Here is a 26,728-nt window from a genome sequence, read left to right as displayed (position 1 = left end):
CAGCCCAGCACCATCAGGCTGCAAAAGGAATCCTCACAGTCAGCGCAGCGCCGCGCGCACCCCGGGACGGCTCGCCGCCACGAGCCACACGACGTTGACCGCCACCAGGACCACGGTGCTCAGCCCGGGCAGCAGGTGCCCGCCCAGGAGGTACACGGCGAGGTCGAAGACGTCGCCCAGCACGGCCAGGGAGCAGAAGACGAGGCCCAGCACCCAGCCCCACTGCAGCTGATCGCGCAGCGGGAACCAGACGAGCGCGTAGAGCGCCGCCGTCAGCACCACGCCGAACAGCGTCACGGCCGCGGCCAGCCCGCCCCCGGGCAGGCCCGGGACCCGGACCACGTCCTCCATCCCGGGCAGCGTGCTGGGCCCCGCGGCCGCCTCCACCAGGCCGTTCGCCACGCTCACCCCGAGCGAGAGCAGGGTGAGCCGCAGCAGCAGCCGCAGCTGGGGGGTCATCGGGGGCCGGGGCGGAACGAGCCCGGGACCCGGTCCGCCGGGGAGATGCGGGGGCTGCCCGCCGCCCGCGCGGTGCGGACCACCGGGACCGTGCGGGTGCTGGCTCATGGACGGTGCCTCCTGGCGGGTGCGGGGTGTGCTCACCGCCGAACCTACCGCCCCCGGGCCCGTCCGGCACGGGTGTTCCCATACCCCCGGCGGGAACACCTCCGTGCGACGTGGATCACGCGGGGTAGGCTGGCACGACAGGCACCGACGGCGCGACCGCTCGTCGGTCGCGCGCGCCGCCGCGACGACCGACCAGCCAGGAGCAGCCGCGACATGACGACCCAGCACGACCGCCCCGCAGCCCCCGACCGCCGCCCGTCCGGGGTGATCGACGCCCCGCTGCGCGCGGACGTCCGCCGCATCACGACCCTGCTGGGGGAGACCCTGGCGCGCCAGCGCGGCCCGGAGCTGCTGGAGCTGGTCGAGCAGGTCCGCCGGCTCACCAAGGACGCGAAGGACGCCAAGACCTCCGGGGGCGACGACGCCGCGGCCCGGGTCCGCGACCTGCTCGGCTCCCTGCCCCTGGACCGGGCGACGGACCTGGTGCGGGCCTTCGCCCACTACTTCCACCTCGCCAACGCCGCCGAGCAGGTGCACCGCGTGCGCGTGCTCGGCCGCCGCCCCGAGGACGAGGGGTGGCTCGCCGCGGCCGTCACCGACGTCGCCGCCGAGGCCGGTTCCGACGCCCTGCGGGAGGCGGTGGGCAGCCTCGACGTCCGGCCGGTGTTCACCGCGCACCCGACCGAGGCCTCCCGGCGGTCCGTGCTGACCAAGATCCGGCACCTCTCCGACATCCTGGCCCTCGAGACCCCCGAGGGCTCCGCCGCGCGCCGCAGCCAGGACCGGCGCCTGGCCGAGCTGATCGAGCTCCTGTGGCAGACCGACGAGCTGCGCCAGAACCGCCCCACCCCGCTCGACGAGGCCCGCAACGCCCTGTACTACCTCCGGGAGGTCCTCACCGAGACCATGCCCGTGCTGCTCGCGGACCTCGAGGACCAGCTGTCGCAGCACGACGTGCACCTGCCGGCCGGCCCCCCGCCGCTGCGCTTCGGGTCCTGGATCGGCGGGGACCGGGACGGGAACCCCAACGTCACCCCCGAGATGACCCGCCGCGTCCTCCAGCTCCAGGGCCAGGCGGCCGTGGACATCGCCCTGAGCTTCCTGGACGTGCTCGTCTCCCGGCTGTCCCCCTCCACCGCCATCGTCGAGGTCGATCCCGAGCTGCAGGAGTCCGTGGAGCGGGACGTGGCGCACCTGCCCGGCCTGGACCCGCGGGTGCTGGAGCTCAACGCGCAGGAGCCCTACCGGCTGAAGCTCACCTGCATCAAGGCCAAGCTGATCAACACGCGCCGCCGGTTCGCGGAGGAGACCGCGCACGAGCCGGGCCGGGACTACCGGACCACGGCCGAGCTCGTGGCCGACCTCGACGTGGTGGCCCGCTCGCTGCGCCACCACGCGGGCGCGCTCGCGGCCGACGGCTCCCTGGCCGCGGCGACCCGCACCATCGCCGGCTTCGGCCTGGGCCTGGCCACCCTCGACGTCCGGGAGCACGCCGACGCCCACCACGAGGCCGTGGGGCAGCTGCTCGACCGGCTGGGGGAGCTCGAGCAGCCCTACGCGGACATGGACCGCGCCGCGCGCGCCGCGGTGCTCTCCGGGGAGCTCGCCGGCCGCCGGCCCCTCGCCCCGCCGGGGCTCGCCACGGGGTCCGTGCACCTCGACGGCGACGCGGACCGGACGTTCGCGGTCTTCCGGGAGATCGCCCGGGCCCAGGAGACCTACGGCGAGGAGGTCGTCGAGACGTACATCGTGTCCATGACCCGCGACGCGGACGACATCCTCGCCCCCGTGATCCTGGCCCGCGAGGCCGGGCTGGTGGACCTCACGGGCGAGCAGGACCGCGCCACCCTCGGCTTCGCGCCGCTGCTGGAGACCGTCCAGGAGCTGCGCCGCTCCGCGGAGGTCATCGACGAGCTGCTCTCCGACCCGGCCTACCGGCGGGTGGTCGCCGCGCGCGGGGACGTCCAGGAGGTCATGCTCGGCTACTCCGACTCCAACAAGGAGGCCGGGGTGATGACCAGCCGGTGGGAGATCCACCGCACGGAGCGCCGGCTGCGCGACGTCGCCGCCCGGCACGGGGTGCGGCTGCGGCTCTTCCACGGCCGCGGCGGGTCCGTGGGCCGCGGCGGCGGGCCCACCCACGACGCCATCCTGGCCCAGCCCAGCGGCGTCCTGGCCGGGGAGATCAAGTTCACGGAGCAGGGCGAGGTGATCAGCGACAAGTTCTCCCTGCCCACGCTGGCCCGGGAGAACCTGGAGCTGTCCCTGGCCGCCGTGCTCCGGGCCACGGCGCTGCACCAGGACCCGCGCTCCACCGAGGAGGAGCTCACCCGGTGGGGCGAGGTCATGGACGTGGTCAGCGACGCCGCCTTCGCCGCCTACCAGGGCCTGGTCGAGGACCCGGACCTGCCGGAGTACTTCCTGTCCGCGACCCCGGTGGAGCAGCTCGGCGCGCTGAACATCGGCTCCCGCCCGGCCAAGCGCCCGTCCTCGGACAAGGGGCTGTCCGGGCTGCGGGCCATCCCGTGGGTCTTCGGCTGGACGCAGTCCCGCCAGATCGTGCCGGGCTGGTTCGGGGTGGGCTCGGGACTGCGGGCCGCGCGCGAGGCGGGGATGGAGGAGGACCTGCGCACCATGCTGGAGCGCTGGCACTTCTTCGGCTCCGTGATCTCCAACGTGGAGATGACCGTGGCCAAGACCGACCTGGAGATCGCCGCCCACTACGTCCGGGCGCTCGTGCCCGAGCGGCTCCAGCACGTGTTCGAGGTGATCCGCCGCGAGTACGAGCTCACCCTCGACGAGCTCGCCCGGCTCACCGGGCAGCAGGAGCTGCTGGACGGCAACCCCACCCTGCAGCAGACGCTCGAGGTGCGGGACCAGTACCTGGACCCCATCTCCTACCTGCAGGTCGAGCTGCTGCGCCGGATCCGGCAGCAGGACGCCGAGGGCCAGGAGGTCGACGAAGGACTGCAGCGCGCTCTGCTCATCACCATCAACGGCGTGGCCGCCGGCCTGCGCAACACCGGCTGACCGGCCGGGCGGCGGCGGCCGGAGCGCGTGACCTGCCGCGCCTCCCCGGGCGGTGCTCCGCGCCGGAGGGCGCAGCGGCGGTCCGCCGGACGCTCCTACGATCGGTCAGGCGAGCAGCTGGTGGCGGGCCAGCTCGCGGTAGAGCTCCGAGGTGCCCAGGAGCTCGTCGTGGGTGCCCACGGCCGTCACCCGGCCCCGGTCGAGCACCACGATCCGGTCGGCCCCGGCGACGGTGGACAGCCGGTGGGCGACGATGAGCACCGTGCGCCCGGCCGCGGCGGAGCGGATCGCGGTCTGCAGGGCCTTCTCGTTGCGGGAGTCCAGGCTGGCGGTGGGCTCGTCGAGCAGCAGCAGCGGGGTGTCCGCGAGCAGGGCCCGGGCGATGGCCAGGCGCTGGCGCTCACCGCCGGACAGGCCCGCGCCGTCGTCCCCGACGGTGGCGTCCAGGCCCTCGGGGTGCGACCGGACGCGCTCCCGGAGGTTGACGGCGTCCAGCACCGCCCAGCAGGACTCCTCGTCGGCCTCGGGGGCGGCGAGCACGAGGTTCTCCCGGAGGGACCCGGCCAGCACGGGTGCGTTCTGCTCCACGAAGCCGATCCGGGCCCGCAGCTCGGCGCGGGACACGGCGCGCACGTCGGTGCCGCCGAGCCGGATCGACCCGGCCACGGGGTCGTAGAAGCGCTCGACCAGGGCGAGCAGGGTGGACTTGCCCGCCCCCGACGGCCCGACGATCGCGGTGGTCGACCCGGCGGGGACCGTGAAGCTGAGCCGGTCGAGCACGGGGCGGCCCGTCCCGTACGCGAAAGTGACCCGGTCGAAGACCAGCTCGAGGGGACGCCGGCTGTCTGCCGCGGCACCGGCCCGGGCGCCGGACGCCGGGCCCGCCCGGTCGGGGACGTCGTCGCCCGCGTCCTCGCGGGGCAGGTCCAGGATCTCCTGGATGCGGCCCAGGGCGCCCAGGGCGGTGCGGACCGTGGTGATGGCCGAGAAGAACTGCCCCAGGGGCATGACCATCATGAAGAGGAACAGGATGAACGTCACCAGGTCGGCGATCGCGAGGGCGCCCGAGGCCACCCGGTAGCCGCCCACGCCGAGGACGGCCAGGAAGGAGCCCTGGACGGCGAGCCCGCTGATCGGCCAGAGCACGGCGCCGACACCGGCGACGCGCACCCCGAAGCCGTAGGCGGACACCGCATCGGCCTCCAGCCGGGCCACCTCGCGGTCGGTGGCCCCGCCGGCGCGGATGGTGCGCACCGCCGACACCGCGCGCTCGACGCCGGCGGCGAGCCGTCCCACCGCCTCCTGGGCCGAGCGGGTGAGGGACTGGATCCGGGCCGACGCGACCACCACGGCCAGCACGGCCACCGCCACGACGCCGAGCGTGATGCCGAGCAGGAGCGGGTCCAGCAGCGCCATCCCGACCAGCGCGCCGGCGAACACCAGCGCCCCGCCCAGGGCGTCCACGAGCCCGCCGGTCAGGGCGGCCCGCACCATGGTGGTGTCCGACCCGACCCGGGAGACCAGGTCCCCGGCCCGGCGGGCGTCGTGCTCCCGCACCGGCAGGTGCAGCAGGTGCCCCACGAGCCGCCGGCGGGCGGAGAGCACCACGCCCTCGGCCGTGCGCTCGAGCAGGTACCGCTGCACCGCGCCCACCAGGGCGGCCCCGAGCACCAGGAGCACGAGTGCGGCCACCAGCGGCGCCAGGGGCCGGCCGGTGCCGATGGAGCCGATGACCCGGTTGACGACCACCGGCTGCCCGAGGGACAGCCCCGCGCCCAGCACGGACAGGACCAGCACCACGCCCAGGACGCCGCGGTGCTCGGCGAGATAGCCCGCCAGGTCGCGCAGACGACCCCGCGGCGCCTGCCCCTCCTCGGCCGGCGCCGTCACGGTCGGGAACGCCGGCGTCGACCCGCCGGCCAGGTCTCCACGGTGCCGGGCTCAGTCGCCGACGGCGTCGCGGCCGCGGCGGACGATCAGCGGGTCGGCGGGGTGGACCACGGACGGGTCCTTGTCCTCGTAGTCGAACTGGTCCAGGAAGAAGCGCAGCGCATTGATCCTCGCCCGCTTCTTGTCGTTGGACTTCACCGTGGTCCACGGGGCGTGGTCGGTGTCGGTGCGCAGGAACATCTCCTCCTTGGCGTCCGTGTAGTCCTCCCAGCGGTCGAGGGAAGCGAGGTCCTGCGGGGAGAGCTTCCAGCGCCGCACGGGGTCGATCTGGCGGATCGCGAACCGGGTGCGCTGCTCCTGCTGGGTGACGGAGAACCAGAACTTCGTCAGGTGGACGCCCGAGTCCACGAGCATCTTCTCGAAGACCGGGGCCTGGCTCATGAACCTGGCGTAGTCCTGCGGGGTGCAGAAGCCCATCACGGGCTCCACGACCGCGCGGTTGTACCAGGAGCGGTCGAAGAGCACCATCTCCCCGGCGGTGGGCAGGTGGCGGATGTAGCGCTGGAAGTACCACTGCCCGGCCTCGCGGTCCGAGGGCTTGGTGAGCGCGACGACGCGGGCCGCGCGCGGGTTCAGGTACTCGGTGAAGCGCTTGATCGTCCCGCCCTTGCCGGCGGCGTCGCGGCCCTCGAACACGATGACGTGCTGGAGGTCGTGGTCCTGGCCCCAGTACTGGAACTTCAGCAGCTCGATCTGCAGCCGGTACTTCTCGAGCTCGTACTCCTCCCGGCTCATCAGCTCGTCGTAGGGATGCTCCTCCCGCCAGGTCTCCACCGCCGAGCCCCCCGGATCGATCAGGTCCGGGTCCTCCTCGTGCCCGTGGGGCACGGTGTAGCCCATCTGCGTGAGGTGGTCGATGAACTCCCGCAGGTTCTCCCGCACCGCCCACTGGTCGGCGGGCATCCACTGCCGTTTTCCGTCGGGCATCGGCCGTTCCTCTCCGGTCGGGTCTCTTCAGCGCAGTGTAGGCCCGGCCGTCCTGACCCGTGCGGACGGCGGGCACATGACTCCCGGGGGACCGGCCGGAGCACGGTCCCCCGCAGGTGCGGACGCCTACCGGCCGTCGGCGCCGTCGAGGCCCACGCTGAGGTCGTGGCCGACGGCGGTCCCGTGCTCCACCGTCCGCGAGACCGTGCAGTACTTGTCGTGGGAGAGGCCGACGAGGCGCTCGACCATGCCGGCCGCCTTGCGGCCGGCCGCGTCGTCGGGGAACGACAGGTGGAACGAGAGGTTCAGGTCCTCCAGGCGGTTCGCGCCGCTCTCCTCGACGATCTTCCGCCCCGTGGCCTCGATCCGGAACTCCGAGGGCTCGGCGCTGCGGGCGGTCGCGACGTCCACGTCGATGGCGGAGCACCCGGCGATGGCGGCCAGCAGCAGTTCCACGGGGGACAGCAGGTTCTCGCCGCGGCCGAAGGTGATCTCGGCCCCCGCCGGGTTGCGGGCGGTGTAGCGGCCGGTGGCGGTGCGGGTCAGCTCGACGGAGCGCGGGGTGGGGTCCGGGGTTTCACTCATGGGTCCATGATGCCAAGCCCACCGCCCCCGGCGCCGGACCCCCGGTGCGTCCGGCCGGCGTGCTGCCCGGTGCCCCCTGACACACGCAGGTCACCGGCACGCCGTCTGCCGGGGCCGCGCGGCCGTGGGAGAGTGGGGGCATGCGTGCCGTGGTCATCGATGCGTTCAGGAGCCGGCCCGAGGTCCGTGAGGTGGCCGAGCCCACGGCCCCGCCCGGCGGGGTGGTCGTGCGGGTGATGGCCACGGGCCTGTGCCGCAGCGACTGGCACGCCTGGGCCGGGCACGACGAGATCGCGCTGCCCCATGTCCCCGGGCACGAGCTCGCCGGAGTGGTCGCCGCGGTGGGCGCGGGCGTGCGGCGGTGGCGGACCGGGGACCGGGTGACCGTCCCGTTCGTCTGCGGCTGCGGCCGGTGCGAGTGGTGCCGGTCCGGTGACGCGCAGGTCTGTCCCCAGCAGGAGCAGCCGGGGTTCACCCACTGGGGGTCGTTCGCCGAGCACGTCGCCCTGCGCGCGGCCGACACGAATCTCGTGGCCGTCCCCGAGCACGTGGACTTCGCGACCGCGGCCGGGCTGGGATGCCGGTTCGCCACGGCCTACCGGGCCCTGGCCGGGCGGGCGCAGGTCGCCGCCGGGGAGTGGGTGACCGTGGTCGGTGCCGGCGGAGTGGGACTCAGCGCGGTGATGATCGCGCGGGCCCTGGGCGCCCGGGTCATCGCGGTCGACCGCAACCCGGAAGCGCTCGCCGTGGCGCGCGGACTCGGCGCGGAGCACACGCTGCCCGCGGCCGGGACCGACGTGCCCGCGGCCGTCGCCGACCTCACCGGCGGGGGCAGCCACGTCGCCGTCGACGCGGTGGGCAGCGAGCAGACCTGCGCCGATGCGGTGCTCAGCCTGCGCCGGCGCGGGCGGCACGTCCAGATCGGGCTGCTGCCGCCGGTCGAGGGCCACCCGCGGGTGCCGATGGCGCGGGTCATCGGCTGGGAGCTCGACCTGCTCGGCAGCCACGGCATGGCGGCCGCCGACTATCCGGACATGATGAGGCTCATCGAGCAGGGCGCCCTGGAGCCGCAGAGACTCGTCGAACGGACCATCGGGCTCGAGGAGGCCGCGGCGCTGCTGCCGGTGTTCGACACGACGCCGGTGGCCGGCATGACGATGATCGACCCCGCGCTGTAGGCGCGCCCGCGCCGGCCCTGCGGGCGTCCGGGGCGGAATACGCCGCGCAGCGGCACCGTTGATGATGGGACTCAGTGCCCAGCGACCAGGAGGCCGGCTTGCCCCCACCACGACCGGCGCGCGACGGCGACGACCCCCCGGAGCCCGAGCCGCATCCCCTGGACGCCGAGCTCGAGGCGCTGATCAGCGACTACCAGGAGCTGCACAAGGACGACGAGCGCCTGCGCCGGATCGAGCGCATCGTCCACCCCGGGCACCGGACCGCCGACGAGGCGCCCGGGGAGCGTGCCGGGGCGGTCCGGGAGGAGCAGATCGTCCCCGAGCTGAGGACCCAGGACCTCCGGCGGGTCGCCGCCGGGCTGCTGCGCACCGAGGCGGACATGCGGGCCTACGCGGCCCGGTTCGCCCAGCGCAGCACGCGGCAGGACCCGGCCGGACGGGACCTGGACCACCAGGCCCACGCCCTGGACGCCGCGGGCCGGCACTGGCTGCTGATGATCGGCCAGAACCGGGACCACGGGCTGGTCGCCTGCCGCTTCGTCCGCGAGCAGGGCATCCCGCACGCCAGGGTCGTGTCCTTCACCCCCGAGCGGCTGCGGCTGCCGATCCTCGTCGTGGAGCTCGGCCCGGACGAGGACGGCTCCGCGGCGGGGTGCTGATCCCCGTGGCGTGCCGCCGGGCTCCGGTCCCGCGGGCCGGGGACCGTGCCCGGCCCGTCACCGCCTCGCCAGCACCAGCTCCGTGAGCGCGCTCAGCAGCGGTCCCTCGACGCCCAGGGCGCTCGCCTGCCCGAGCGCCCCCACGGGATCCCGCTGCACGGCCTCGTGCACCCGCTCCTTGACGTCGTAGCCGATCTGCGCGTCGTTGAGCAGGTCGAACACGCGGGCCGCGAGGTCCGGGGCGGCCACGGTGCGCAGCGCGGCCGACCGCACGACGATCCGCGCCCCGGGGGCCACGCCCTCGACGACGACGGAGGTGCGGTGTCCGCGCACGGCGTCCCCGTGCCGGACGGTCCGCGCCGGGACCGTCCCTCCGTCCACGGTCACGGTGAGCTCCGCCGGCTCCTCGAACCCGATGAGGGTGAGGGTCCAGGCGCGCGCCGCCGGCAGGCAGTCGAGGTGGCCCCGTGCCGGGCCGACCGTGAGCTCCCCGGCGGCGACGTCGAGGGCGAGCGGAGTGCGCGCCCAGCGGCCCGGATCGCGGCCGTCGCCGCTGTCGTCGTCCTCGTCCAGGGCGGAGGCGTGCGAGGCGCCGGCGACCACGAGGACCTCCAGCTCGGCGGGATTGCCGACGCCCGGCGCGGCGTCGTCGTCGGACCCGGCGAGGGGCACCACGGCGCCGGCCCGGGCGAGGACGGGGACGTCCTCCAGGCGGCGGTGCAGCACCAGTTCCCGCCCGCCGTCGTAGACGGCGCCCGTGAACAGGTCCGTCCAGGACCCCTCCGGCAGCCACACCGGCACCGCCGCGCGCGTGACCACGGGGTCCGCGGGGGAGGTGACCGGGGCGACCATCAGCTCGGACCCGAACAGGTACTGGTGCCCGTAGCGGTAGGCCTGCTCCGCCTCCGGGTGCTCGTAGTACAGCGGGCGCACCAGGGGGACGCCCTCCACCGCGGCGGCCCGGTTCGCGGTGTGCAGGTAGGGGACCAGCCGGTGCCGCAGCCGGAGACCGCGCTCCATGACCTCCGCGAAGGGGGAGCGGTAGCGCCAGGGCTCCTTGGCGATGAAGTCGTTGTCGCCCGAGTGCAGGCGCAGGATCGGCGAGAACACGCCGAACTGCAGCCAGCGGGTGGCCAGCTCGTCGTCGCGGGCGCCGAAGACGTGCCCGCCGATGTCGTGGCTCCACCAGCCGAAGCCGATGTTCGCCGCCGTCGCCGTGAAGTACGGCTGGAAGGCCAGGGACGCCCAGGAGATGACGGTGTCGCCCGAGAAGCCCACCGGATACCGGTGGCTGCCCGGACCGGCGTAGCGGGAGAGCGTCAGCGGGCGGGACCCGTCCGCCCCCGAGTCCAGGAAGTGGTAGTGGTTGAGCACCCACAGGGGGTCCACGCCCGGCAGCCGGGAGTGCGGCCCGGACTGCCAGTCGATCCACCAGAAGTCCACGCCGTCGGCCTCCAGGCCGCGGTGCAGGACCTCGAAGTACGCGGCCACGAACTCCCGGTCGGTGACGTCGAAGGCCACCGGCTCCTCCGATCCCGGATCCCGGCCCAGGGCCTCGAGCATGGCCGGGTGCGCGTCCTCGAAGGAGCGCACCCCGTCGGCCGGGTGCAGGTTGAGCGTGACCCGGTAGCCGCGCTCGTGCGCCCACGCGAGGAAGTCCCGGGGGTCCGGGAACAGCTCCCGGTTCCAGGTGTAGCCCGTCCAGCCCGAGCCGTGCCGGCGCTCCACGTGCTCGTCGGTGAGGTGCCAGTCCATGTCCACCACCAGCACGGAGAACGGCAGCCGGTGCCGGTCGAAGTCGGCGACCAGCTGCCGGTACTCGGCGTCGTCGTAGGCGTGGTAGCGGCTCCACCAGTTGCCGAGCGCCCAGCGGGGCAGGACGGGCTGCGGTCCGGACAGGGCGTAGAAGTCCCGCAGCGCCTGCTGGTGGTCGTGGCCCCAGCCGAAGAGGTAGAGGTCCACGGCCCCCTCCTCGCCGGCGCGCGGCGCGTACCAGCCGTCCTCCGTGAGCAGCACCGAGGCGGAGTCGTCGACCACCCCGAAGCCCTCGCGGGAGGTGATGCCCGGCTCGAGCGGGATGGGCCCGTCCGCCTCGTCCAGGGTGCGCGCGGTCCCGCCCAGGGTGGGGACCGGGGTGTCGTAGCGCCACACGCTGTGGTAGCTGGTCACGCCGCCGCGGATCTGTGCGGACAGTCCGGTCGGGCTGAAGGCCCGCTCGTCGTAGCTGAGGTGGATCCGCTCGGTGACCAGCTCGATCCCGGCCGCCGTGCGCCGCACCCGGAAGTCCGGCACCGGGAACCGGCGGTCGAGGGCGAACGCGGACGGGCGGTCCTCGAAGCGCCCGCTGGGGCTGTGCTCCAGGCGCAGCAGGCCGGGGCTCAGCACGCTGATGCGGTAGTGCTCGCCGGCGACCACGGCGTCCGGGTCGACGGCCCCGGTGCCGGCGGGACGGAAGTGGGGGAGGGGCATGCGTCCACCCTAGGCGAACCGGGGCGGGAATAACCCGCCCCGGGGATTCCTTGTACGGAGTAGTTCAAATTTGAAGCAACTGTGCGGGGATGTCCGGCCGGGCGCCGCCGCGGAGCAGGAGGACGGCATGCAGTTCGGCATCTTCACCATCGGGGACGTCACCGAGGACCCCACCACGGGGCGCACCCCCACCGAGCACGAGCGGATCAGGGCCACGGTCGAGATCGCGAAAAAGGCCGAGGAGGTGGGCCTGGACGTCTTCGCCACGGGCCAGCACCACAACCCGCCGTTCGTGGCCCCGGCGAATCCGCCGATCCTGCTGGCGAGCGTCGCGGCGCAGACCGAGCGGATCCAGCTGTCCACGGCCACCACGCTGATCACCACCACCGACCCGGTGCGCATCGCCGAGGACTACGCCTATCTGCAGCACCTGAGCGGCGGGCGCGTGGACCTCACCATGGGCCGGGGCAACACCGGCCCGGTCTATCCGTGGTTCGGCCAGGACATCCGCCAGGGCATCCCCCTGGCGGTCGAGCACTACGGTCTGCTCCACCGGCTGTGGCGGGAGGACGTGGTGAACTGGCAGGGCCGGTTCCGCAGCGCCCTGCAGGGCTTCACCTCGACGCCGCGCCCGCTCGACGACGTGCCTCCCTTCGTGTGGCACGGGTCCATCCGCTCCCCCGAGATCCCGGAGCAGGCCGCGTACTACGGCGACGGGTTCTTCCACAACAACATCTTCTGGCCCGCCGAGCACACCCGGCGGATGGTGGAGTTCTACCGGGCCCGCTACGAGCACTACGGCCACGGCTCCGCCGACCAGGCGATCGTGGGCCTGGGCGGCCAGGTGTTCATGCGCCGGAACTCCCAGGACGCCGTGCGGGAGTTCCGCCCCTACTTCGACAACGCCCCGGTCTACGGCCACGGACCCTCGCTGGAGGACTTCACCACGCAGACGCCGCTGACCGTGGGCTCCCCGCAGCAGGTCATCGAGAAGACCCTCGCCTTCCGCGACTACGCCGGCGACTACCAGCGCCAGCTGTTCCTCATGGACCACGCGGGCCTGCCGCTGAAGACCGTCCTGGAGCAGCTCGACCTGCTCGGCGAGGAGGTCGTGCCGGTGCTGCGCCGGGAGTTCGCCGCGCTCAAGCCCGCCCACGTGCCCGAGGCCCCGACCCACGCCTCGCTGGTGGCCCGCCGCCGCGACGGCCAGGACCCGGTGCCGGGCGGCGCCGAGGACTCGCCCGCCGGGCGCGCCCGCGCCGCGCAGGCCGCGGAGCGGGGCGCGGGGACGACCGCGGAGGGGGCCCGCCGATGAGCGCCCCCACGACGACGCCGGAGCCCGGCGCGGCGCGCCCGCTCACCCTGACGGTGGTCTCGGCCGGGATGTCGGACGCGTCCGCCACCTCGCTGCTGGCCGGCCACCTCGCCGAGGCGGCCCGCGACGCCCTGGAGGGGACGCCGGTGCGGATCGAGCGCGTGGACCTGCGCCCGCTGGCCCATGCGATCGCCGACCACCTGCTCACCGGGTTCCCCGGTCCGGAGCTGCGGAGCGCGCTGGAGGCCGTCACCGGGGCGGACGCCCTGATCGCGGCCACGCCGACGTACAAGGCCTCCTACTCGGGACTCTTCAAGTCCTTCTTCGACCTCCTCGAGGAGGGGGTCCTCGAGGACCTGCCGGTCCTGGTGGCGGCCACCGGCGGCACCGCGCGGCACTCCCTGATGCTCGACTCGGCCATGCGCCCGCTGTTCGCCCATCTCAAGGCCCTGGTGCTGCCGATGGGGGTGTACGCGGCCACCGAGGACTGGGCCGGGGAGACGCTCGACGCCCGGATCCGGCGGGCCGGGGCCCAGCTGGCGCGCGCGGTCGCCCCGGGCGCCGAGCCTGCCGGGCGCACGGCGGGCACCGTTCCGGCCGGGGCCCGGCGCCCGCAGCGGGAGGACGGGTACGAGCAGGTCCCGGACTTCGCGGACCTGCTCGCCCGGGCCGGACGGTGACCGCCCTGCCGGGCGGCGCCGCGTCCGCGGGTGCTCCCTCCACGGACCCTCCCTCCGCGGGGCCCCCCTCCGCCGGCGCCCCTGCGGAGAGCGCTCCTGCAGAGGGCGCTCCTGCGGAGGGCGCGCCGGAGGAGAGCTCCCGCCCGTGGCAGGTCTGGCAGCTGTACTTCGAGACCACGGCGCGGCTCACCACCGAGATCGAGGCCCGGCTCAAGGAGCACGGCTGCTCGCTCATGGACTACCAGGTCCTGCTGCTGCTGACCGACGCGGAGGGCCACCGGCTGCGGATGGGGGAGCTGGCCCAGCGGATGGTGTTCTCCCCGAGCCGGCTCAGCTACCAGATCGGCGTGCTCGAGAAGCGCGGCTGGGTGCGGCGGCGGCGCTGCGCCCAGGACGCGCGCGGGCTCGAGGCCGAGCTCACCGACGAGGGGCAGCGAGCCTTCCGCCGCCTGCGGCCCGCCCACGCCCGCGACGTCGAGGAGCTGTTCCTCGGCGCGCTCGAGGGGGACGACGCCGAACGGCTGGCGGCGGTCATGGAGCGGCTGGCCCGGAATTTGGGCTGAGGGCGGGACGCCCGCGGCATCCGGGCCGGCAGCCCGGCCTGATCCGATCGGCGCAGCGCGGCCCGGTCAGCGCAGGGCGGCTCGCACACCGGGGCGGACGGCCACCACGAGCCAGGCCACGTCCACGACCGCCTTGAGCGCGCCCGTCAGGAGACCGGCCGAGACGCCGGCGGGCACCACGAGCAGCAGCGCGGCGTTGGCCAGGGTGCCCAGGAGCGCCATGGACGCGAGGACGATGCCGAGGATCCACGCCCACTGCCGCTGCTCGCGCAGCGGGAAGTACACCAGGGCGTAGAGCCCGGCGGTGACGCCGAGCCCGAGCAGCACGGAGCCGACGAGGACGATCGTGTCGAACGCCGGGCCCAGCGCCGTGGCCGTGGCCTGCTCCGGGGCCGTGAGGAAGCCCACCGCGCTGCCGAGGAGCGCCATCACGAAGGACGCCACGGTGAGCCGCAGGAGCAGCCGCAGGTCGGCGGTCACCGGAGGCCGGGGCGAGCGGTCCTTCGCGTAGGGCGGAGCTCCGGGCGGGGGCGGGCCGCCGTGGGCCCGCGGTTCGTGGGGCTGCTGGGACATCGTCGGTGCCTCCTGGCGCAAGGATCCGTCACGGGGAAGGGGCCCGGGCAGGGCCCAGCACCGAACCTATCCGCCGGAATCGCTTTCGCGAACACCTGACGGCCCGGTTGCGGCCTGTGCGGCGGACCGTGACGCCCCGAGCCGCTCAGGCGCCGGGCCGGCCGCCCGCCACGAGGGCCGCGGTCGCGGCCGCGATCGCCTGCTCCTCGTCGGTGGGCACCACGAGCACCTCGAGCGCGGAGTCCGGCGCGGAGATCCGGCGGACCTCCCGGGAGCGGGCGGCGTTGGCGTCGTCGTCGAGCACGACGCCGAGGGCACCCAGGCGGGAGCAGACGCGGGCCCGGAAGGCCGAGGCGTTCTCGCCGATGCCGGCCGTGAAGACCAGCGCCTGCGCCCCGTCCACGGCCACGTGGTAGCCGCCCACGTACTTCGCCAGGCGGTGGGCGGCCATCTCCAGGGCGAGCTCGGCGCGCTCGTCGCCGCGGTCCGCGGCCTCCTGGACGGCACGCATGTCGTGGTCGCCGGCGATCGCCCGGAGGCCGGACTCCTTGTTGAGCACGGCGTCGAGCCGCTCGGCGGTCATCCCCGGGTCCCGGCGCAGGACGGCGGTGACCACGGACGGGTCCAGGTCCCCGGTGCGGGTGCCCATGACGAGCCCCGCCAGGGGGGTGTAGCCCATCGACGTGTCGTAGGAAGCGCCGTCCTTGACCGCCGTCACCGACGCGCCGTTGCCCAGATGCGCCACCACGCAGCTGAAGCGCTCGCGCGGAACGCCCAGGAACTGCGCGGCCCGCCCCGTCACCCAGTCGTGGGAGGTGCCGTGGAACCCGTAGCGGCGGATGCCCCAGTGCTCGTAGAACTCCTCCGGCACGGCGTAGCGCCACACGTGCTCGGGCATCGTGCGGTGGAAGGCGGTGTCGAACACGCAGATCTGCGGCAGGTGCGGCCACGTCTTCTGCACGGCCCGCAGGCCGAGGACGGCGGCGGGGTTGTGCAGGGGCGCCAGCGGGACCAGCCGCTCGATGTCGCGGATGATCTCGTTCGTGGCGAGCACCGGGGCGGAGAAGCGCTCGCCGCCGTGCACCACGCGGTGGCCCGCGGCGTCGATCGTGCGCCCCTCCAGCTCGACCTCGAGGCGCTGGGCGAGCAGCTCGAGGGCCTGCGTGTGGTCCTCGATCTGCGAGCTGCCGATGTTCTCGATCAGCCCGGAGGCGAGCACCGTCCCGCCGTCCGCACCGGCCTCGAGCTCCCGGACCTGGTACTTGAGCGAGGACGAGCCGCAGTTGACGACGAGCACGAGCATGGAGGACTCCCTGGGGCGGTGCGGACGGGGACGGTGGGGCACGCGGTGCCGGGCCGGCTCACATGCCCTGCGCCTGGATCGCGGTGATCGCCACCGTGTTGACGACGTCGTCCACGGTGCAGCCGCGCGAGAGGTCGTTGACGGGCTTGCGCAGCCCCTGCAGCACCGGGCCCACGGCCACGGCGCCGGCCGACTGCTGGACGGCCTTGTAGGTGTTGTTCCCGGTGTTGAGGTCCGGGAAGACGAACACGGTCGCCCGGCCGGCCACGGTGGAGCCGGGCAGCTTGGAGGCCGCGATCGAGGCGTCCACCGCGGCGTCGTACTGGATGGGGCCCTCGACCTCGAGCTCCGGGTCGGCGCCGCGCACGATGTCGGTGGCCGTCCGGACCTTGTCCACGTCCTCGCCGGAGCCGGAGCCGCCGGTCGAGTAGGACAGCATCGCGACCTTCGGCTCCACCCCGAAGCGGCGGGCGGTGCGGGCGGAGGCGAGCGCGATGTCCGCGAGCTGCTGCGCGTCCGGGTTGGGGTTCACGGCGCAGTCGCCGTAGACCAGCACGCGGTCCTCGAGGAGCATGAAGAACACGGAGGAGACGATCTTCACGCCCTCGGAGGTCTTCACGAACTCCAGGGCGGGCCGGATCGTGTTGGCGGTGGTGTGCGCGGCGCCGGAGACCATGCCGTCCACGTCCCCCAGCTGCACCATCATGGTGCCGAAGTAGGAGCCGTCGAGCATCCGCTCCAGGGCGGTCTCCTGCTGCATCCCCTTGTGGGCGCGCAGCCGCACGTACTCCCCGGCGTACTTCTCGCGCAGCTCCTCGTCGTGCTCGAAGTCCACGAGGGTCAGCCCGTCCTCGGTGAAGTCGAGGTTGATGCCCTCCGTCTGGCACAGCTGGGCGATCCGCCCGGGGTCGCCCAGGATCGTGAGGTCGCAGAAGTTGCGGCGGTGGATCATCTCGGCGGCCCGGAGGATGCGGGGGTCCTCGCCCTCGGGCAGCACGATGTTCTTCCGCTCCGCCCGGGCGGTCTCGACGAGCTCGTGCAGGAAGCGCAGGGGCGTGCGCTTGGCGGGGCGGGGCAGGTCGAGCCGGCTCACCAGCTCCTCGCCGTCCACCCGCCGGGCCCACTCGCCGAGCGCGGCCGCGACCTTGCGCGGGTGCGCCCCGGAGAGGGTGCCCCGGGTCCGGGACACCTCGCGGGCGGCGCGGTAGGTGTCCAGCCCGGTGGTCAGCACGGGGAACGGCGCCGCGGCGGTGAGCTCCCGGATCCGGCCCTCGGTGTCGAAGCCGCCCGTCAGCAGCATCCCCGAGGGGACGGGCAGGGCGGGGGAGAGGGCGGAGGCCAGGGACGCGACGACGATGTCGGAGCGGTCTCCCGGCGTGATGACGAAGTCGCCGTCGGCGAGCTGCTCGAGGTAGTGGCCCACGGTCATCGCGGCGATCTTCACGCCCTTGACGTCGCGGTCGAGGGAGACCGTGGACGGGCCGTCCCCGAAGCCGTGCCGGTCCCGCAGCTCGGCCACGGTGGGGGCGGCCACCGCCTCGTTCTCGGCGATGACGTACACGGGCAGGCCCCGCACGCCGCGGGCGGCGTTGTGCTCGATCCGCTCCACCCAGTCGGGGCGGGCCCGGTTGACGATGACCGCGAAGATGTCGCACCGCACCTGGTTCAGCTCGGCGCGGGTGACCTCGATGGCGTTCAGCACGTCCTCGGGGCTCTCGGACTCGTCGGCGCCGATCACCGCCAGGACGGAGGCGCCCAGGTTGTTGGCCATCCGGGCGTTCATGTCGAACTCGGCGGTGGCCGCGTTGTGCGCCAGGAGGTCGGTGCCGTCCACCACGACCACGTCGCAGTGCCGGGCCATCTCGCCGTAGACGGTCACGGCCATCGCGTCCAGCTCGTCGTGGTCCCCCGCGGCGAGGAGCTCGCGGGTGCGGGCCAGGGAGATGCCGCCGCGGCAGCGCTCGTCCGGGAGGTCGAAGTTGCGCTTCATCAGCTGCACCATCGGGTCCTCCGCCGGCGTCTCCCCGAGGTGGACGGGCCGGAAGTAGCCCAGGCGGTCCGTCTTGCGGAACAGCGAGTCGGCCAGGCCGAGGGCCACGAGCGACTTGCCGGACTGCGGCGTCATGGCGCTGACGTAGATGCCTTGGGTCATGGTGGCGGGGTCCTCCGACGGTCGGGCTGGGTCCGTGCCCAGTGTAGGGCCCGCCCCCCGGAGGTCCCGGCGGGAATCGCGCCGGTGGTCGCACCGTTGCCCCTGGGCGGGGCCGTCCGCCCGGACTGTCCCGCCCAGGCCAGGGATCAGGCCGGGGATCAGGCCAGGGAGAGGAACATCTTCTCCAGCTCGGCCTTGTCCAGGCTCGGGTCCTCCTGGCGCAGGCACTGGTCCAGGCCCGTGGCGATGATGCTGAAGCCGGCCTTGTCGAGGGCGCGGGAGACCGCGGACAGCTGCGTCACCACGTCCTTGCAGTCGCGGCTCTCCTCGAGCATGCGGATGACGGCGCCGAGCTGGCCCTGGGCCCGCTTGAGGCGGTTGATGGTGGGGGTGAGGTCCTGGGGATCGAGTTGCACGGGGCGCTCCTGGGTGTGGTGGTGGGCTTCCACCATTGTATACCCCCTGGGGGATCTTGCATACCCAGGGGGGTATGGTGCATCATGGAGTCACACCCACCGCCACCTCCGGAAGGAACTGCCGCATGACCTCGAAAGTCGCCCCCGCCGAACTGAAGTCCTGGATCGACTCCGGCGAGGAGGTCGCCGTCCTCGACGTGCGCTCCGCCGCCGAGTTCGCCGCCGAGCACATCGACGGCGCCTACAACGTCCCCGTCGACCTCGTGGCCGACCACGCCAAGGACATCGCCGAGGCCCTCGGCGGCAAGGTCGCCCTGATCTGCCGCTCGGGCGCCCGTGCCTCCCGCGCCCAGGAGATCCTCTCCTCGGTCGGCACCGAGAACGCCTACGTCGTCGACGGCACCGTCGACGACTTCGAGAAGGCCGGCGGCGCGGTCGTCCGCGGCGCCTCGACCTGGGCGATGGACCGCCAGGTCCGCATGGTCGCCGGCTCGCTCGTGCTGGCGAGCGTCGTGGGCGGGCAGCTCGTCTCGCCGAAGCTGCGCGCCGTCGCCGCGGGCGTCGGCGGAGGCCTCGCGTACTCCGCGCTGTCCAACACCTGCGCCATGGCCAACGTGCTCTCGAAGATGCCCTGGAACCAGGGCGCCAAGGATCCCTCCAAGGACGCCGTGCTGGAGCAGCTCGCCGCCCAGTGAGCCGCCGGGATCGATCCGGCGCCGAGCCACGGGCCGCCCGGCCCTGCGACCGGCCCCGCCGCCACGCCGTCCGCGTGGCGGCGGGGCCGTCGTCGTCCCCGGGGTTCACCCGGACGCCGCCGGGTGGGAGGATGGGGGCATGCTGGTTGCCTTCTCCGTCTCCCCGTCCGGTGGCGAGAACCCGAGCGGTTCCGTCCACGACGCCGTTGCCGCCGCCGTCCGCGTGGTCCGCGAGTCCGGCCTGCCGCACGAGACCGACGCCATGTTCACCACGATCGAGGGCGAGTGGGACGAGGTCATGGACGTCGTCAAGCGCGCCACCGAGGTGGTGGGCGACTACGGGCCCCGGGTCTCCCTGGTGCTCAAGGCCGACATCCGCCCCGGGCACACCGGTGAGCTGCAGGGCAAGGTCGAGCGCCTCGAGGCCGCGATCCAGCGGCAGGCCATAGAGTCCTGAGCACTGTCCCCGCGGCGGTCCCCCTGCGGGCCGCCGGGCCGTCCGACGCCGAGGCCTGGACCGCCCTGCACCTGCACTGCCTCGACGAGACCTACCGGCCGCTCTTCGGCGACGCCTTCGCCGACCGGCAGCAGGCCGCCGCCGGGCGCACCGCCGGCTACGACCGCGCCCTCCTCGCCGACCCGCACGTGCGCACCCTTCTCGCCGTCGACGACGACGACGGCACCGCGCTCGGGCTGGTCTCGGCCGGCCCGGCCCCTGCCGCGTGGGAGGGGCGCGCCGGGGTGCCCGCCCCGCTGGTCCCCCGGCAGCTGTTCCAGCTCTACGTGCGCCGGGCCGTCCACGGCACGGGCCTCGGCGCCGCGCTGCTGGAGGCCGCGCTCGGCCCCGCGGACGCCTACCTGTGGATCATGGACGGCAACGCCCGCGCCGAGCGCTTCTACGCCAAGCACGGCTTCCGGGCCCTGGCCGAGTCCTTCCCCGCCGGCGGGCCGTGGGCCGGGCAGCACATGCACCGGATGCTGCGGAGGGAACCCGCGTGAGCCGGGCGTCCCGCCGCTCACGGGCCGTGCCGGCGCCCGCTGGGCCCACCGGCCCGGCGGCCGGGTCCTACGAGATCTCGACCGGAACCGCCGAACTGGTGCCGGACGCGTACGCCCCCGGTTCCTGGGTGCTGCACGTCAACGGCGTCCCCTCCTCCCACGTGGACCCGGAGCACCCCGAGCGGCTCGACTTCGAGTACATGCGCTGGATCGCCGCGCTCGTGCACACCCACGTGGACGTCCACCTGGATCCGGAGCGGCTGCGGGTCCTGCACCTCGGCGGCGGTGCCTGCTCCCTGGCCCGGTACCTCGCCCATGCCCACCCTGCGGCGCGGCAGGTGGTGGTCGAGCTCGACGGCCGGCTCGCCGAGCTGGTCCGGGAGTGGTTCGACCTCCCGCGGGCCCCGCTGCTGCGGATCCGGGTGGGGGAGGCGCGGGCCGTCACGGAGTCGCTGAGCCCCGCCACCCGGGACGTGGTGGTCCGCGACGTCTTCGCCGGCGCCGTGACCCCCGAGCCGCTGACCACGGTCGAGTTCGCCCGGCACGTCCGGCGCGTCCTGGCCCCTGGCGGGCTGTACGTGCTCAACTGCGGCGACACCCGGGACCTCGCCGGGGCCCGCGCCGAGCTCGCCGCGCTGTCCGAGGTCTTCGAGCACGTCGCCGCCGTGGCGGACCCGGCGATGCTCAAGGGCCGCCGCTACGGCAACATCGTGCTCGCCGCCTCCGCCGCGCCGCTGCCGCTGGAGGGCTCGCCCGGAGCGGCCGCGCTGGGCCGGGAGCTGCTGGGCGGCGCGGTGCCCGCCCAGTACAAGGACGAGGCGTGGGTGCGCTCGTTCACGGGCGGCACCCCGCCGCGCCGGGACCCCTGAGCACCGCGCGCACCCTGCGCGCGGTCCGGCGCGCCCCGTGCTCCCGGGGCGGCGCCGGCGGGCGGGCGCCGTCCGCTGCCCGCTCGCGGCGGGGCGCCGGCCCTACGGCCGGCCGCGCAGGGGCGCGAGCGCCTCGGCCCAGGCGACGACCTGGTCGAAGACGGTCTGCAGCGCGCCGGCGGCCTCCTCGGTGGGCGTGAAGGCGAAGTCGTCGTCGAACTCGGAGCCGAACGGCAGGAAGACCTGGGCACGGACGTCGGCCATCTGCAGCTCGGCCGCAATGAGCCGCCAGGCCTCCACGGCGCGGGTGCCGCCGGCGCTGCCGTAGCTGACGAAGCCGATCGACTTGTTGTTCCACTCCGCGTACAGGTAGTCCACGGCGTTCTTCAGCGCCGCCGGGACGGAGTGGTTGTACTCCGGGGTGACGAAGACGAACCCGTCGTAGGAGGCGATCTTCTCCGCCCAGGCCCTGGTGTGCTCCTTCGAGTACTGCCCCGTGGCCGGGGGCATCGGTTCGTCGAGCAGCGGCAGGTGCTGGTCGGCGATGTCGACCAGGTCGAACTGCGCGTCGGTGCGGTCCTGGGCGTGCTCGTGCACCCAGTCGGCGACGGTCCTCGCGTTGCGGTTGGGGCGGGTGCTTCCGGCGATGACGGCGATACGGGTCACAGGGCGACTCCTTCGGCCTCGGCTGCTGGTGCGATCGGGGCGCGCACGGTGCGGCGCACCTCGCTCCTCAGCGTAGTGACCGGGCGCGGGAAGGGAAGACCGGTGCCGCCGGGTTCCGGCACCGCGTAGGCTCGGCGGCACGCCGGTCCGCTCCGGGCCGGGGCCGCAGCGAGGAGAAGCGAGGCAGCACCATGGCGACCACCCCGGACCTGATCGTGTTCGACGTCAACGAGACCCTCTCCGACCTGGCTCCGCTGGGTCAGGCCTTCGAGCAGGAAGGAGTGGCGGCGGGCCTGTCACGGACGTGGTTCGCCGGCATCCTGCGCGACGGCTTCGCCGTGACGGCCGCCGGCGGGAACACCGGCTTCGCCGAGATCGCCCAGGACAGCCTGCACCGGCTGCTGAGCGAGCACGGGGTCACCGCACCGGGTGAGTCCGTGGAGCGGATCATGGGCACCTTCAAGAGCCTGGACGTGCACCCCGACGTGGTGGCCGGGGTCAAGGCCCTGCACCAGGTCGCCGAGCTGATCACCCTCACCAACGGGGCCGCCCAGGTCGCCGAGACGCTGCTGAGCAGTGCCGGGGTCCGGGAGCACTTCTCCGAGCTGCTCAGCGTCGAGGACGCGCCGGCGTGGAAGCCGGCCCGGTCCGCCTACGACTACGCCGCCACCCGTCGCGGCACGAACCCGCAGGACATGCTGCTGATCGCGGTGCACCCCTGGGACATCCACGGCGCCCACGAGGCCGGGTTGCGCACCGCCTGGATCAACCGGACGGGCGCCGAGTACCCCGGGTACTTCGCGCGCCCGGACCTGGAGGCCCCCGATCTGCCGGCGCTGGCCGAGCAGCTCGCGCGCTCGCGCGGCTGAACCCGGGGGAGGCCGACCGTTTCGAGAGGACGGGACCATGGCGATCGACGTGGACGCGGCGCGGCAGGACACCCGGGGGACGGCGCACGTCACCCACCTGGACAGCGCGGGCAGTTCCCTGATGCCCCGGTCCGTGGCGGACACCGTGGTCGCCCACCTGCGCCGCGAGGAGCTGGTCGGCGGGTACGCGGCCGCCGCCGAGGCCGCGGAGCGCCTGGAGGCGGTCTACTCGTCGCTGGCCCGGCTGATCGGGTCCTCGCCCGGGGAGATCGCCGTGCTGGAGAGCGGGTCCACCGCGTGGGCCGCCGCCGTGTCCCGCCTCCGGCCGGCCGCCCCGCGCGTCCTGCTCGGACGCTCGGAGTACTGGCACAACGTCCTGGTCCTGCGGCGGCTGGCCCGCCGGGACGGCCTGGAGCTGGTGGTGCTCGACGACGACGCGCACGGCCAGGTGGACGTGGCGCACCTGCGGCGCGAGCTGGACCGGGGCGACGTCGGGATGGTGGCCCTCACCCACGTGCCCATGGGCGGGGCGCAGGTCCAGCCGGCGGCCGAGGTGGGCCGGGCCTGCCGCGCGGCCGGGGTGCCGTTCGTCCTGGACGCCTGCCAGTCGGCCGGGCAGCTGCCGCTGGACGTGCAGGAGCTCGGCTGCGACGTCCTGGTCGGCACGGGCCGGAAGTTCCTGCGGGGACCGCGGGGCACCGCCTTCGTCCACGTCCGCCGGGAGCTGCTGGACCGGCTGGATCCCGAACTGCTGGACCGACGGTCCTCGGGGCCCGGCGCCGTCGAGGGCCGGGCCCGGCTGCTGGAGAGCTGGGAGACCGGCGTGGCCGCCCGGCTGGGACTGGGCCGGGCCGTAGAGCACGCCCTGGAGGTCGGGCCGGAGCCGATCCGGGACCGCGTCCGCGCGCTGGCGGAGTCCCTGCGCGCCCGGCTGGCCGCGGTCCCGACGGTGCAGGTGCACGACCGGGGCCTCGTCCGGTGCGGGATCGTGACGTTCTCCGTGCGGGACCGGCCGCCCGACCGGGTGCAGGCCCACCTGGCCGGGCAGCGGATCACCGTCTCCACCGCCCCGCTCCCACCGTCGGCGGCCGAGCACGTCCTGGACCCGGGCCCCGAGCAGCAGACCGTGGCGGTGCGGGCCTCCGTGCACTACTACAACACCGAGGAGGAGCTCGACCGGCTGGCTGCCGCACTGTCCTGAGCGGCACCGTCCTGAGCGGGGGCGTGCCCGGTCCGGGCGGAGGCGATGGGGCCCACGTGCACGTGCTCCCGGGTGGCCGTGAGCACGGACCCGTCCGGGACGCAGTGCCACCCGGGCCCGTCGTCGGAGGGCTCACTGGCCACCACGGTCCCGGAGCCGTCCCGGCGCCAGCACAGGGTGTCCCCGGCCGCCGTGGCGGCGATCGTGGTGCCGTCGGTGAGCAGGAGGTTGAACCGGCCCGTGGTCCGCGCCGAGACGTCCTGGACCACGGCGGCCAGTGCCTCCGGTGCCGAGGCCCCACCGGTGAGCCGCTCCTGGACCAGGGCCCAGAGCAGGGCGGAGTCGACGCGCGCCTCGAGGCCCAGCAGGCGGACCGGGGGCAGGGCGGCGGCCAGCTTCTCCACGGACCTCGGCCAGCCGTCGACGCGCCCGTTGTGGCTGAACAGCCACCGGCCGTCCGTGTAGGGGGCGGCCGCGGCCTCGTCGGGGGTGGTGCCCGGCGTGGCCGAGCGCACGGCGGCCAGCACCGCCCTGCTGGTGGTCACCCGGGCCACGTCGGCGAAGGAGGAGTCCGCCCACATCGGCACCGCCCTGCGGTACCGGGCCGGCACGGCATGACCGGGGGCGTACCACCCGGCGCCGAACCCGTCGGCGTTCATGAGGCCGTTGCGCTGGTGCCGCGGCGCCCAGGACTGGGTGAGCAGCCCGTGCTCAGGGGCCAGGAGGAGATCCGCCAGGGACGTCGGCGGGCCGAGGAAGGCCAGGTGGCGGCACACCCGGCTACCGCCCCTCGGCCGCGGCGTCGCGCACGGTGCGGAAGCCGGTGAAGATCTGCCGCCGGACGGGGTAGTCCCAGTTCCGGAACGTGCCGCGGCAGGCCGCCGGGTCCGTGGCCCAGGACCCGCCGCGCAGCACCTTCTGCTCGGGCCCGAAGAACACCTCGCTGTACTCCCGGTACGGGAACGCGCGGAACCCCGGGTACGGCAGGAAGTCGCTCGAGGTCCACTCCCACACGTCCCCGATGAGCTGGTGCACGCCCAGCGGCGAGGCGCCGGCGGGGCAGGAGCCCACCGGCGCCGGGCGCAGGGCCGTCCCGCCGAGGTTGGCGTGGCGGGTCGTCGGCTCCTCGTCCCCCCACGGGAAGCGCCGGGACCGGCCGGTGGCCGGGTCCCAGCGGGCGGCCTTCTCCCACTCCGCCTCCGTGGGCAGCCGGCGTCCGGCCCACCGGGCGTACGCCTCGGCCTCCCAGTAGGACACGTGCTGCACCGGTTCGTCGCCGGGCACGGGTTCGACGACGCCGAAGCGCCGCCGCCACCACTGCCCGGCCTCGCGCCGCCAGAACCCCGGGGCGCTGATCCCCGTCCGCTGCCGGTGCGCCCAGCCCGCGGGGCTCCACAGGTCCTCCCGGTCGTAGCCGCCGTCCGCCACGAAGCCCGCGAGGTCCGCGTTGCTGATCGGCCGCGTGTCGATCCAGAAGCCGGGCACGTGGACCTCGTGGGCGGGGCGTTCGTTGTCGAGGGCCCACGGGTCCACGGAGGAGCCCATGGTGAAGGAGCCCGCGGGCACGTGCACCTCCCGCGGCAGGCCCGTGCCCCGGGGGGCGCGCACGGCCGCGTCCAGCGGCTCCGCGTGCAGCACCGGCGCCCCGGTGCGCAGCTGGTGGGTCGCGAGCATGGTCTCGGCGTGCTGCTGCTCGTGCTGGACGATCATCGTGAAGGCGAAGCCGGACTCCAGCAGGGGCGAGCCCTCCAGCGGCACGCGGTCGAGGATGTCGAGGGCCTTGGCCCGGACCTCGCCGATGTAGGCGCGGGACTCCGCCGGGTCGAGCAGCGGCAGCGACGGGCGGGAGCTGCGGGAGTGCTCGAAGGCGTCGTAGAGGGAGTCGATCTCCGGGCGCAGGGGCTCCAGCCCGCCCACGTCGCGGACCAGCCACAGCTCCTCCTGGCTGCCGACGTGCGCCAGGTCCCACACCAGCGGCGACATCAGCGGGGAGTGCTGGGCGAGCAGCTCGGCGTCGTCGCACGCGGTGAGCGCGTGCACACGGCGGCGCGACCGCTCCAGTTCGGCGGCGATGCGCTCCTTCAGCGCCGAGGGGGTCCCTGCGGCGTCCGTGCGCGGATCGGTGTGGTTCATGCGGCGTGCTCCTCGTCCTCGGGGGTGTCGTCCAGCAGGTCTCCGGTGCCGGGCCGGCGCGCCGGCCGCTCGTCGGCGGGGCACCGGCCGGCGTCCGGCGTCAGCCGGTGAGGTGCTCGGTCATGGCGTCGGCGACCTGCCGCGGCGAGTCCTCGGTGGGGATGTGCTTGCCCGCGACCTCCACGAGGTCGGCGCCGGGGATCTCCTCGACGTAGCGCCGGGCGAAGCCGATCCTCTGGAACTCGTCGTCGCGGCCCCACACCAGGCGCGTGGGCAGGGCCTTCCGCTGCAGCGCGGGCACGACGTCGAGGGTCCAGCGGGGGTCGGCGGCGGCCGCCATCGCCGTCCACGACCGGACCCTGGCCGGTTCGTGCCAGGGGGAGAGGTAGTCGGCCAGCTCGTCGTCGCTCAGCTCCCGCACGGTGCTGCGGCGGGTGGACGCGGCGCGGGCCGCGAGCAGGTCCTCGACGGTGGTGGCGGCCCTGACCCCGGGATCGCGGAAGCGCTCGACCGCCGGGACGGGCCAGGAGTCGAACATCACCGAGTTCATCAGCACCATCCGCTGCACGCGGTCGGTCGTGGCGGCCAGGTGCTGGGCGATGCCGCCGCCGATGTCGTGACCGGCCAGGTCGAAGTCGTCCACGCCCAGGGCGTCCGCGGCGTCCAGCACCGTCCGGGCCAGCGCCGGGACGGTCGCCTGCTCGGGATCGAGCTCACCGGCGCTGGCGCCGAACCCCGGCAGGTCCAGGGCGATGCACCGGCGGATCCGCCCCAGGTCCGGCAGCACCGGTTGCCAGACCCGGCTCCAGAAGGTGCCGTGCAGCAGCACGAGGGGCCGCTCCTCGTCGTCGCCCGCGGTCAGGTACGACAGCTCGGTGCCGTCGACGTCGACCTGCCGGCGCTCCAGGGGGTGCTCCACGGGGGTTCCT

General features: G+C 74.6%; 25 protein-coding genes. 12 read left to right on the top strand and 13 right to left on the bottom strand.

What is annotated here, in order from left to right:
- Nucleotides 1-39: 39 nt before the first annotated feature.
- Nucleotides 40-567 carry a hypothetical protein gene (locus AVL61_RS17230; protein ID WP_157571489.1) on the bottom strand — a complete coding sequence of 176 codons (528 nt, stop codon included), beginning with the start codon at nucleotides 565-567 and terminating at the stop codon, nucleotides 40-42.
- 213 nt (nucleotides 568-780) lie between these two features.
- Between AVL61_RS17230 and ppc the strand changes: the two genes are divergently transcribed.
- Nucleotides 781-3,597, top strand: coding sequence for a phosphoenolpyruvate carboxylase (gene ppc / locus AVL61_RS17225; protein WP_058875540.1), 2,817 nt, complete (start codon nucleotides 781-783; stop codon nucleotides 3,595-3,597).
- A 105-nt stretch (nucleotides 3,598-3,702) separates the two neighbouring features.
- Here the strand turns inward: ppc and AVL61_RS17220 are convergent, their stop codons facing one another.
- From AVL61_RS17220 to AVL61_RS17210, 3 genes are all read right to left on the bottom strand, one after another.
- Nucleotides 3,703-5,487: an ABC transporter ATP-binding protein gene (locus tag AVL61_RS17220; protein ID WP_197412750.1), complete on the bottom strand. Its 1,785-nt coding sequence runs from the start codon at nucleotides 5,485-5,487 to the stop codon at nucleotides 3,703-3,705.
- A 51-nt stretch (nucleotides 5,488-5,538) separates the two neighbouring features.
- Entirely contained in the window at nucleotides 5,539-6,474 is a 936-nt protein-coding gene (gene ppk2 / locus AVL61_RS17215) for a polyphosphate kinase 2 (RefSeq protein WP_058875538.1), read from the bottom strand.
- Between the two features lie 126 nt (nucleotides 6,475-6,600).
- On the bottom strand, nucleotides 6,601-7,059 hold the full coding sequence (locus tag AVL61_RS17210; RefSeq protein ID WP_058875537.1) for an OsmC family protein: 459 nt from the start codon (nucleotides 7,057-7,059) through the stop codon (nucleotides 6,601-6,603).
- A 140-nt stretch (nucleotides 7,060-7,199) separates the two neighbouring features.
- Here AVL61_RS17210 and AVL61_RS17205 point away from each other — a divergent pair, with 140 nt between their 5' ends.
- Both AVL61_RS17205 and AVL61_RS17200 read left to right on the top strand, forming a co-directional pair.
- Complete coding sequence (locus AVL61_RS17205) at nucleotides 7,200-8,237, top strand: zinc-binding dehydrogenase (RefSeq protein ID WP_058875536.1); 1,038 nt, start codon at nucleotides 7,200-7,202, stop codon at nucleotides 8,235-8,237.
- Nucleotides 8,238-8,335: 98 nt separating this feature from the next.
- Nucleotides 8,336-8,896, top strand: a complete 561-nt coding sequence (locus AVL61_RS17200; protein WP_058875535.1) for a hypothetical protein — start codon at nucleotides 8,336-8,338, stop codon at nucleotides 8,894-8,896.
- Between the two features lie 57 nt (nucleotides 8,897-8,953).
- Here AVL61_RS17200 and AVL61_RS17195 read toward each other — a convergent pair whose 3' ends face one another.
- Nucleotides 8,954-11,365: a glycoside hydrolase family 31 protein gene (locus tag AVL61_RS17195; RefSeq protein ID WP_058875534.1), complete on the bottom strand. Its 2,412-nt coding sequence runs from the start codon at nucleotides 11,363-11,365 to the stop codon at nucleotides 8,954-8,956.
- A 127-nt stretch (nucleotides 11,366-11,492) separates the two neighbouring features.
- Between AVL61_RS17195 and AVL61_RS17190 the strand changes: the two genes are divergently transcribed.
- Genes AVL61_RS17190 through AVL61_RS17180 form a run of 3 tightly spaced genes read left to right on the top strand, consistent with a single transcriptional unit; the run spans nucleotide 11,493 to nucleotide 13,923 of the window.
- On the top strand, nucleotides 11,493-12,680 hold the full coding sequence (locus AVL61_RS17190; RefSeq protein WP_058875533.1) for an LLM class flavin-dependent oxidoreductase: 1,188 nt from the start codon (nucleotides 11,493-11,495) through the stop codon (nucleotides 12,678-12,680).
- Nucleotides 12,677-13,360 carry a CE1759 family FMN reductase gene (locus AVL61_RS17185; RefSeq protein WP_058875532.1) on the top strand — a complete coding sequence of 228 codons (684 nt, stop codon included), beginning with the start codon at nucleotides 12,677-12,679 and terminating at the stop codon, nucleotides 13,358-13,360. Before AVL61_RS17190 ends, AVL61_RS17185 begins: the two co-directional genes overlap by 4 nt.
- The gene (locus tag AVL61_RS17180; protein ID WP_331457136.1) at nucleotides 13,357-13,923 is read left to right on the top strand and encodes a MarR family winged helix-turn-helix transcriptional regulator; all 567 of its coding nucleotides are present in this window, start codon (nucleotides 13,357-13,359) and stop codon (nucleotides 13,921-13,923) included. Before AVL61_RS17185 ends, AVL61_RS17180 begins: the two co-directional genes overlap by 4 nt.
- A gap of 66 nt (nucleotides 13,924-13,989) precedes the next feature.
- Here the strand turns inward: AVL61_RS17180 and AVL61_RS17175 are convergent, their stop codons facing one another.
- The 4 genes from AVL61_RS17175 to AVL61_RS17160 form a co-directional block, all read right to left on the bottom strand.
- Complete coding sequence (locus tag AVL61_RS17175; RefSeq protein ID WP_157571488.1) at nucleotides 13,990-14,496, bottom strand: hypothetical protein; 507 nt, start codon at nucleotides 14,494-14,496, stop codon at nucleotides 13,990-13,992.
- A 145-nt stretch (nucleotides 14,497-14,641) separates the two neighbouring features.
- Nucleotides 14,642-15,799, bottom strand: a complete 1,158-nt coding sequence (locus AVL61_RS17170) for an acetate/propionate family kinase (RefSeq protein ID WP_058875530.1) — start codon at nucleotides 15,797-15,799, stop codon at nucleotides 14,642-14,644.
- Between the two features lie 58 nt (nucleotides 15,800-15,857).
- Complete coding sequence (gene pta, locus AVL61_RS17165; RefSeq protein WP_058875529.1) at nucleotides 15,858-17,951, bottom strand: phosphate acetyltransferase; 2,094 nt, start codon at nucleotides 17,949-17,951, stop codon at nucleotides 15,858-15,860.
- A gap of 158 nt (nucleotides 17,952-18,109) precedes the next feature.
- Nucleotides 18,110-18,367 (bottom strand): metal-sensitive transcriptional regulator, encoded by a 258-nt coding sequence (locus AVL61_RS17160; RefSeq protein ID WP_058875528.1) that lies wholly within the window; start codon nucleotides 18,365-18,367, stop codon nucleotides 18,110-18,112.
- 125 nt (nucleotides 18,368-18,492) lie between these two features.
- Here AVL61_RS17160 and AVL61_RS17155 point away from each other — a divergent pair, with 125 nt between their 5' ends.
- From AVL61_RS17155 to AVL61_RS17140, 4 genes are all read left to right on the top strand, one after another.
- Nucleotides 18,493-19,062 carry a rhodanese-like domain-containing protein gene (locus tag AVL61_RS17155; protein ID WP_058875527.1) on the top strand — a complete coding sequence of 190 codons (570 nt, stop codon included), beginning with the start codon at nucleotides 18,493-18,495 and terminating at the stop codon, nucleotides 19,060-19,062.
- A 139-nt stretch (nucleotides 19,063-19,201) separates the two neighbouring features.
- Nucleotides 19,202-19,519: a thiamine-binding protein gene (locus tag AVL61_RS17150; RefSeq protein WP_058875526.1), complete on the top strand. Its 318-nt coding sequence runs from the start codon at nucleotides 19,202-19,204 to the stop codon at nucleotides 19,517-19,519.
- Nucleotides 19,516-20,061 (top strand): GNAT family N-acetyltransferase, encoded by a 546-nt coding sequence (locus AVL61_RS18305; protein ID WP_082697272.1) that lies wholly within the window; start codon nucleotides 19,516-19,518, stop codon nucleotides 20,059-20,061. The genes AVL61_RS17150 and AVL61_RS18305 overlap by 4 nt, the downstream gene beginning before the upstream one ends.
- Nucleotides 20,058-20,930: a spermidine synthase gene (locus tag AVL61_RS17140; protein ID WP_157571487.1), complete on the top strand. Its 873-nt coding sequence runs from the start codon at nucleotides 20,058-20,060 to the stop codon at nucleotides 20,928-20,930. The genes AVL61_RS18305 and AVL61_RS17140 overlap by 4 nt, the downstream gene beginning before the upstream one ends.
- Before the next feature lie 102 nt (nucleotides 20,931-21,032).
- Here the strand turns inward: AVL61_RS17140 and AVL61_RS17135 are convergent, their stop codons facing one another.
- The gene (locus AVL61_RS17135; RefSeq protein WP_058875524.1) at nucleotides 21,033-21,596 is read right to left on the bottom strand and encodes an NADPH-dependent FMN reductase; all 564 of its coding nucleotides are present in this window, start codon (nucleotides 21,594-21,596) and stop codon (nucleotides 21,033-21,035) included.
- Nucleotides 21,597-21,787: 191 nt separating this feature from the next.
- On the opposite strand from AVL61_RS17135, the gene AVL61_RS17130 reads away from it, so the two are divergent.
- Both AVL61_RS17130 and AVL61_RS17125 read left to right on the top strand, forming a co-directional pair.
- On the top strand, nucleotides 21,788-22,465 hold the full coding sequence (locus AVL61_RS17130) for a haloacid dehalogenase type II (RefSeq protein WP_058875523.1): 678 nt from the start codon (nucleotides 21,788-21,790) through the stop codon (nucleotides 22,463-22,465).
- Between the two features lie 37 nt (nucleotides 22,466-22,502).
- The gene (locus AVL61_RS17125; protein ID WP_058875522.1) at nucleotides 22,503-23,666 is read left to right on the top strand and encodes an aminotransferase class V-fold PLP-dependent enzyme; all 1,164 of its coding nucleotides are present in this window, start codon (nucleotides 22,503-22,505) and stop codon (nucleotides 23,664-23,666) included.
- Here AVL61_RS17125 and egtC read toward each other — a convergent pair.
- From egtC to AVL61_RS17110, 3 genes are all read right to left on the bottom strand, one after another.
- Nucleotides 23,618-24,442, bottom strand: coding sequence for an ergothioneine biosynthesis protein EgtC (egtC, locus tag AVL61_RS17120; RefSeq protein ID WP_082697271.1), 825 nt, complete (start codon nucleotides 24,440-24,442; stop codon nucleotides 23,618-23,620). The two genes, AVL61_RS17125 and egtC, sit on opposite strands and share 49 nt — an antisense overlap.
- Before the next feature lie 4 nt (nucleotides 24,443-24,446).
- Nucleotides 24,447-25,799, bottom strand: coding sequence for an ergothioneine biosynthesis protein EgtB (gene egtB, locus AVL61_RS17115; protein WP_058875521.1), 1,353 nt, complete (start codon nucleotides 25,797-25,799; stop codon nucleotides 24,447-24,449).
- Nucleotides 25,800-25,899: 100 nt separating this feature from the next.
- A complete protein-coding gene (locus AVL61_RS17110; protein WP_197412749.1) occupies nucleotides 25,900-26,718 on the bottom strand; it encodes an alpha/beta fold hydrolase in 819 nt (272 codons plus the stop codon).
- Nucleotides 26,719-26,728: the final 10 nt, after the last annotated feature.

The sequence above is a fragment of the Kocuria rosea subsp. polaris genome (assembly GCF_001483755.1).
GTDB classification, from domain to species: Bacteria; Actinomycetota; Actinomycetes; order Actinomycetales; family Micrococcaceae; genus Kocuria; species Kocuria cellulosilytica.
This window is presented reverse-complemented; position numbering and strand designations above follow the sequence as displayed.

Excerpts from the sequence above, each read along its gene's own strand:
- AVL61_RS17185 (WP_058875532.1), top strand. The coding sequence starts at position 12,677 with ATGAGCGCCCCCACGACGACGCCGGAGCCCGGCGCGGCGCGCCCGCTC.
- ppk2 (WP_058875538.1), bottom strand. The coding sequence starts at position 6,474 with ATGCCCGACGGAAAACGGCAGTGGATGCCCGCCGACCAGTGGGCGGTG.
- AVL61_RS17155 (WP_058875527.1), top strand. The coding sequence starts at position 18,493 with ATGACCTCGAAAGTCGCCCCCGCCGAACTGAAGTCCTGGATCGACTCC.
- AVL61_RS17190 (WP_058875533.1), top strand. The coding sequence starts at position 11,493 with ATGCAGTTCGGCATCTTCACCATCGGGGACGTCACCGAGGACCCCACC.
- AVL61_RS17230 (WP_157571489.1), bottom strand. The coding sequence starts at position 567 with ATGAGCCAGCACCCGCACGGTCCCGGTGGTCCGCACCGCGCGGGCGGC.
- AVL61_RS17195 (WP_058875534.1), bottom strand. The coding sequence starts at position 11,365 with ATGCCCCTCCCCCACTTCCGTCCCGCCGGCACCGGGGCCGTCGACCCG.
- AVL61_RS17150 (WP_058875526.1), top strand. The coding sequence starts at position 19,202 with ATGCTGGTTGCCTTCTCCGTCTCCCCGTCCGGTGGCGAGAACCCGAGC.
- AVL61_RS17170 (WP_058875530.1), bottom strand. The coding sequence starts at position 15,799 with ATGCTCGTGCTCGTCGTCAACTGCGGCTCGTCCTCGCTCAAGTACCAG.
- AVL61_RS17130 (WP_058875523.1), top strand. The coding sequence starts at position 21,788 with ATGGCGACCACCCCGGACCTGATCGTGTTCGACGTCAACGAGACCCTC.
- egtB (WP_058875521.1), bottom strand. The coding sequence starts at position 25,799 with ATGAACCACACCGATCCGCGCACGGACGCCGCAGGGACCCCCTCGGCG.
- AVL61_RS17125 (WP_058875522.1), top strand. The coding sequence starts at position 22,503 with ATGGCGATCGACGTGGACGCGGCGCGGCAGGACACCCGGGGGACGGCG.
- AVL61_RS17210 (WP_058875537.1), bottom strand. The coding sequence starts at position 7,059 with ATGAGTGAAACCCCGGACCCCACCCCGCGCTCCGTCGAGCTGACCCGC.
- AVL61_RS17175 (WP_157571488.1), bottom strand. The coding sequence starts at position 14,496 with ATGTCCCAGCAGCCCCACGAACCGCGGGCCCACGGCGGCCCGCCCCCG.
- pta (WP_058875529.1), bottom strand. The coding sequence starts at position 17,951 with ATGACCCAAGGCATCTACGTCAGCGCCATGACGCCGCAGTCCGGCAAG.
- AVL61_RS17205 (WP_058875536.1), top strand. The coding sequence starts at position 7,200 with ATGCGTGCCGTGGTCATCGATGCGTTCAGGAGCCGGCCCGAGGTCCGT.
- ppc (WP_058875540.1), top strand. The coding sequence starts at position 781 with ATGACGACCCAGCACGACCGCCCCGCAGCCCCCGACCGCCGCCCGTCC.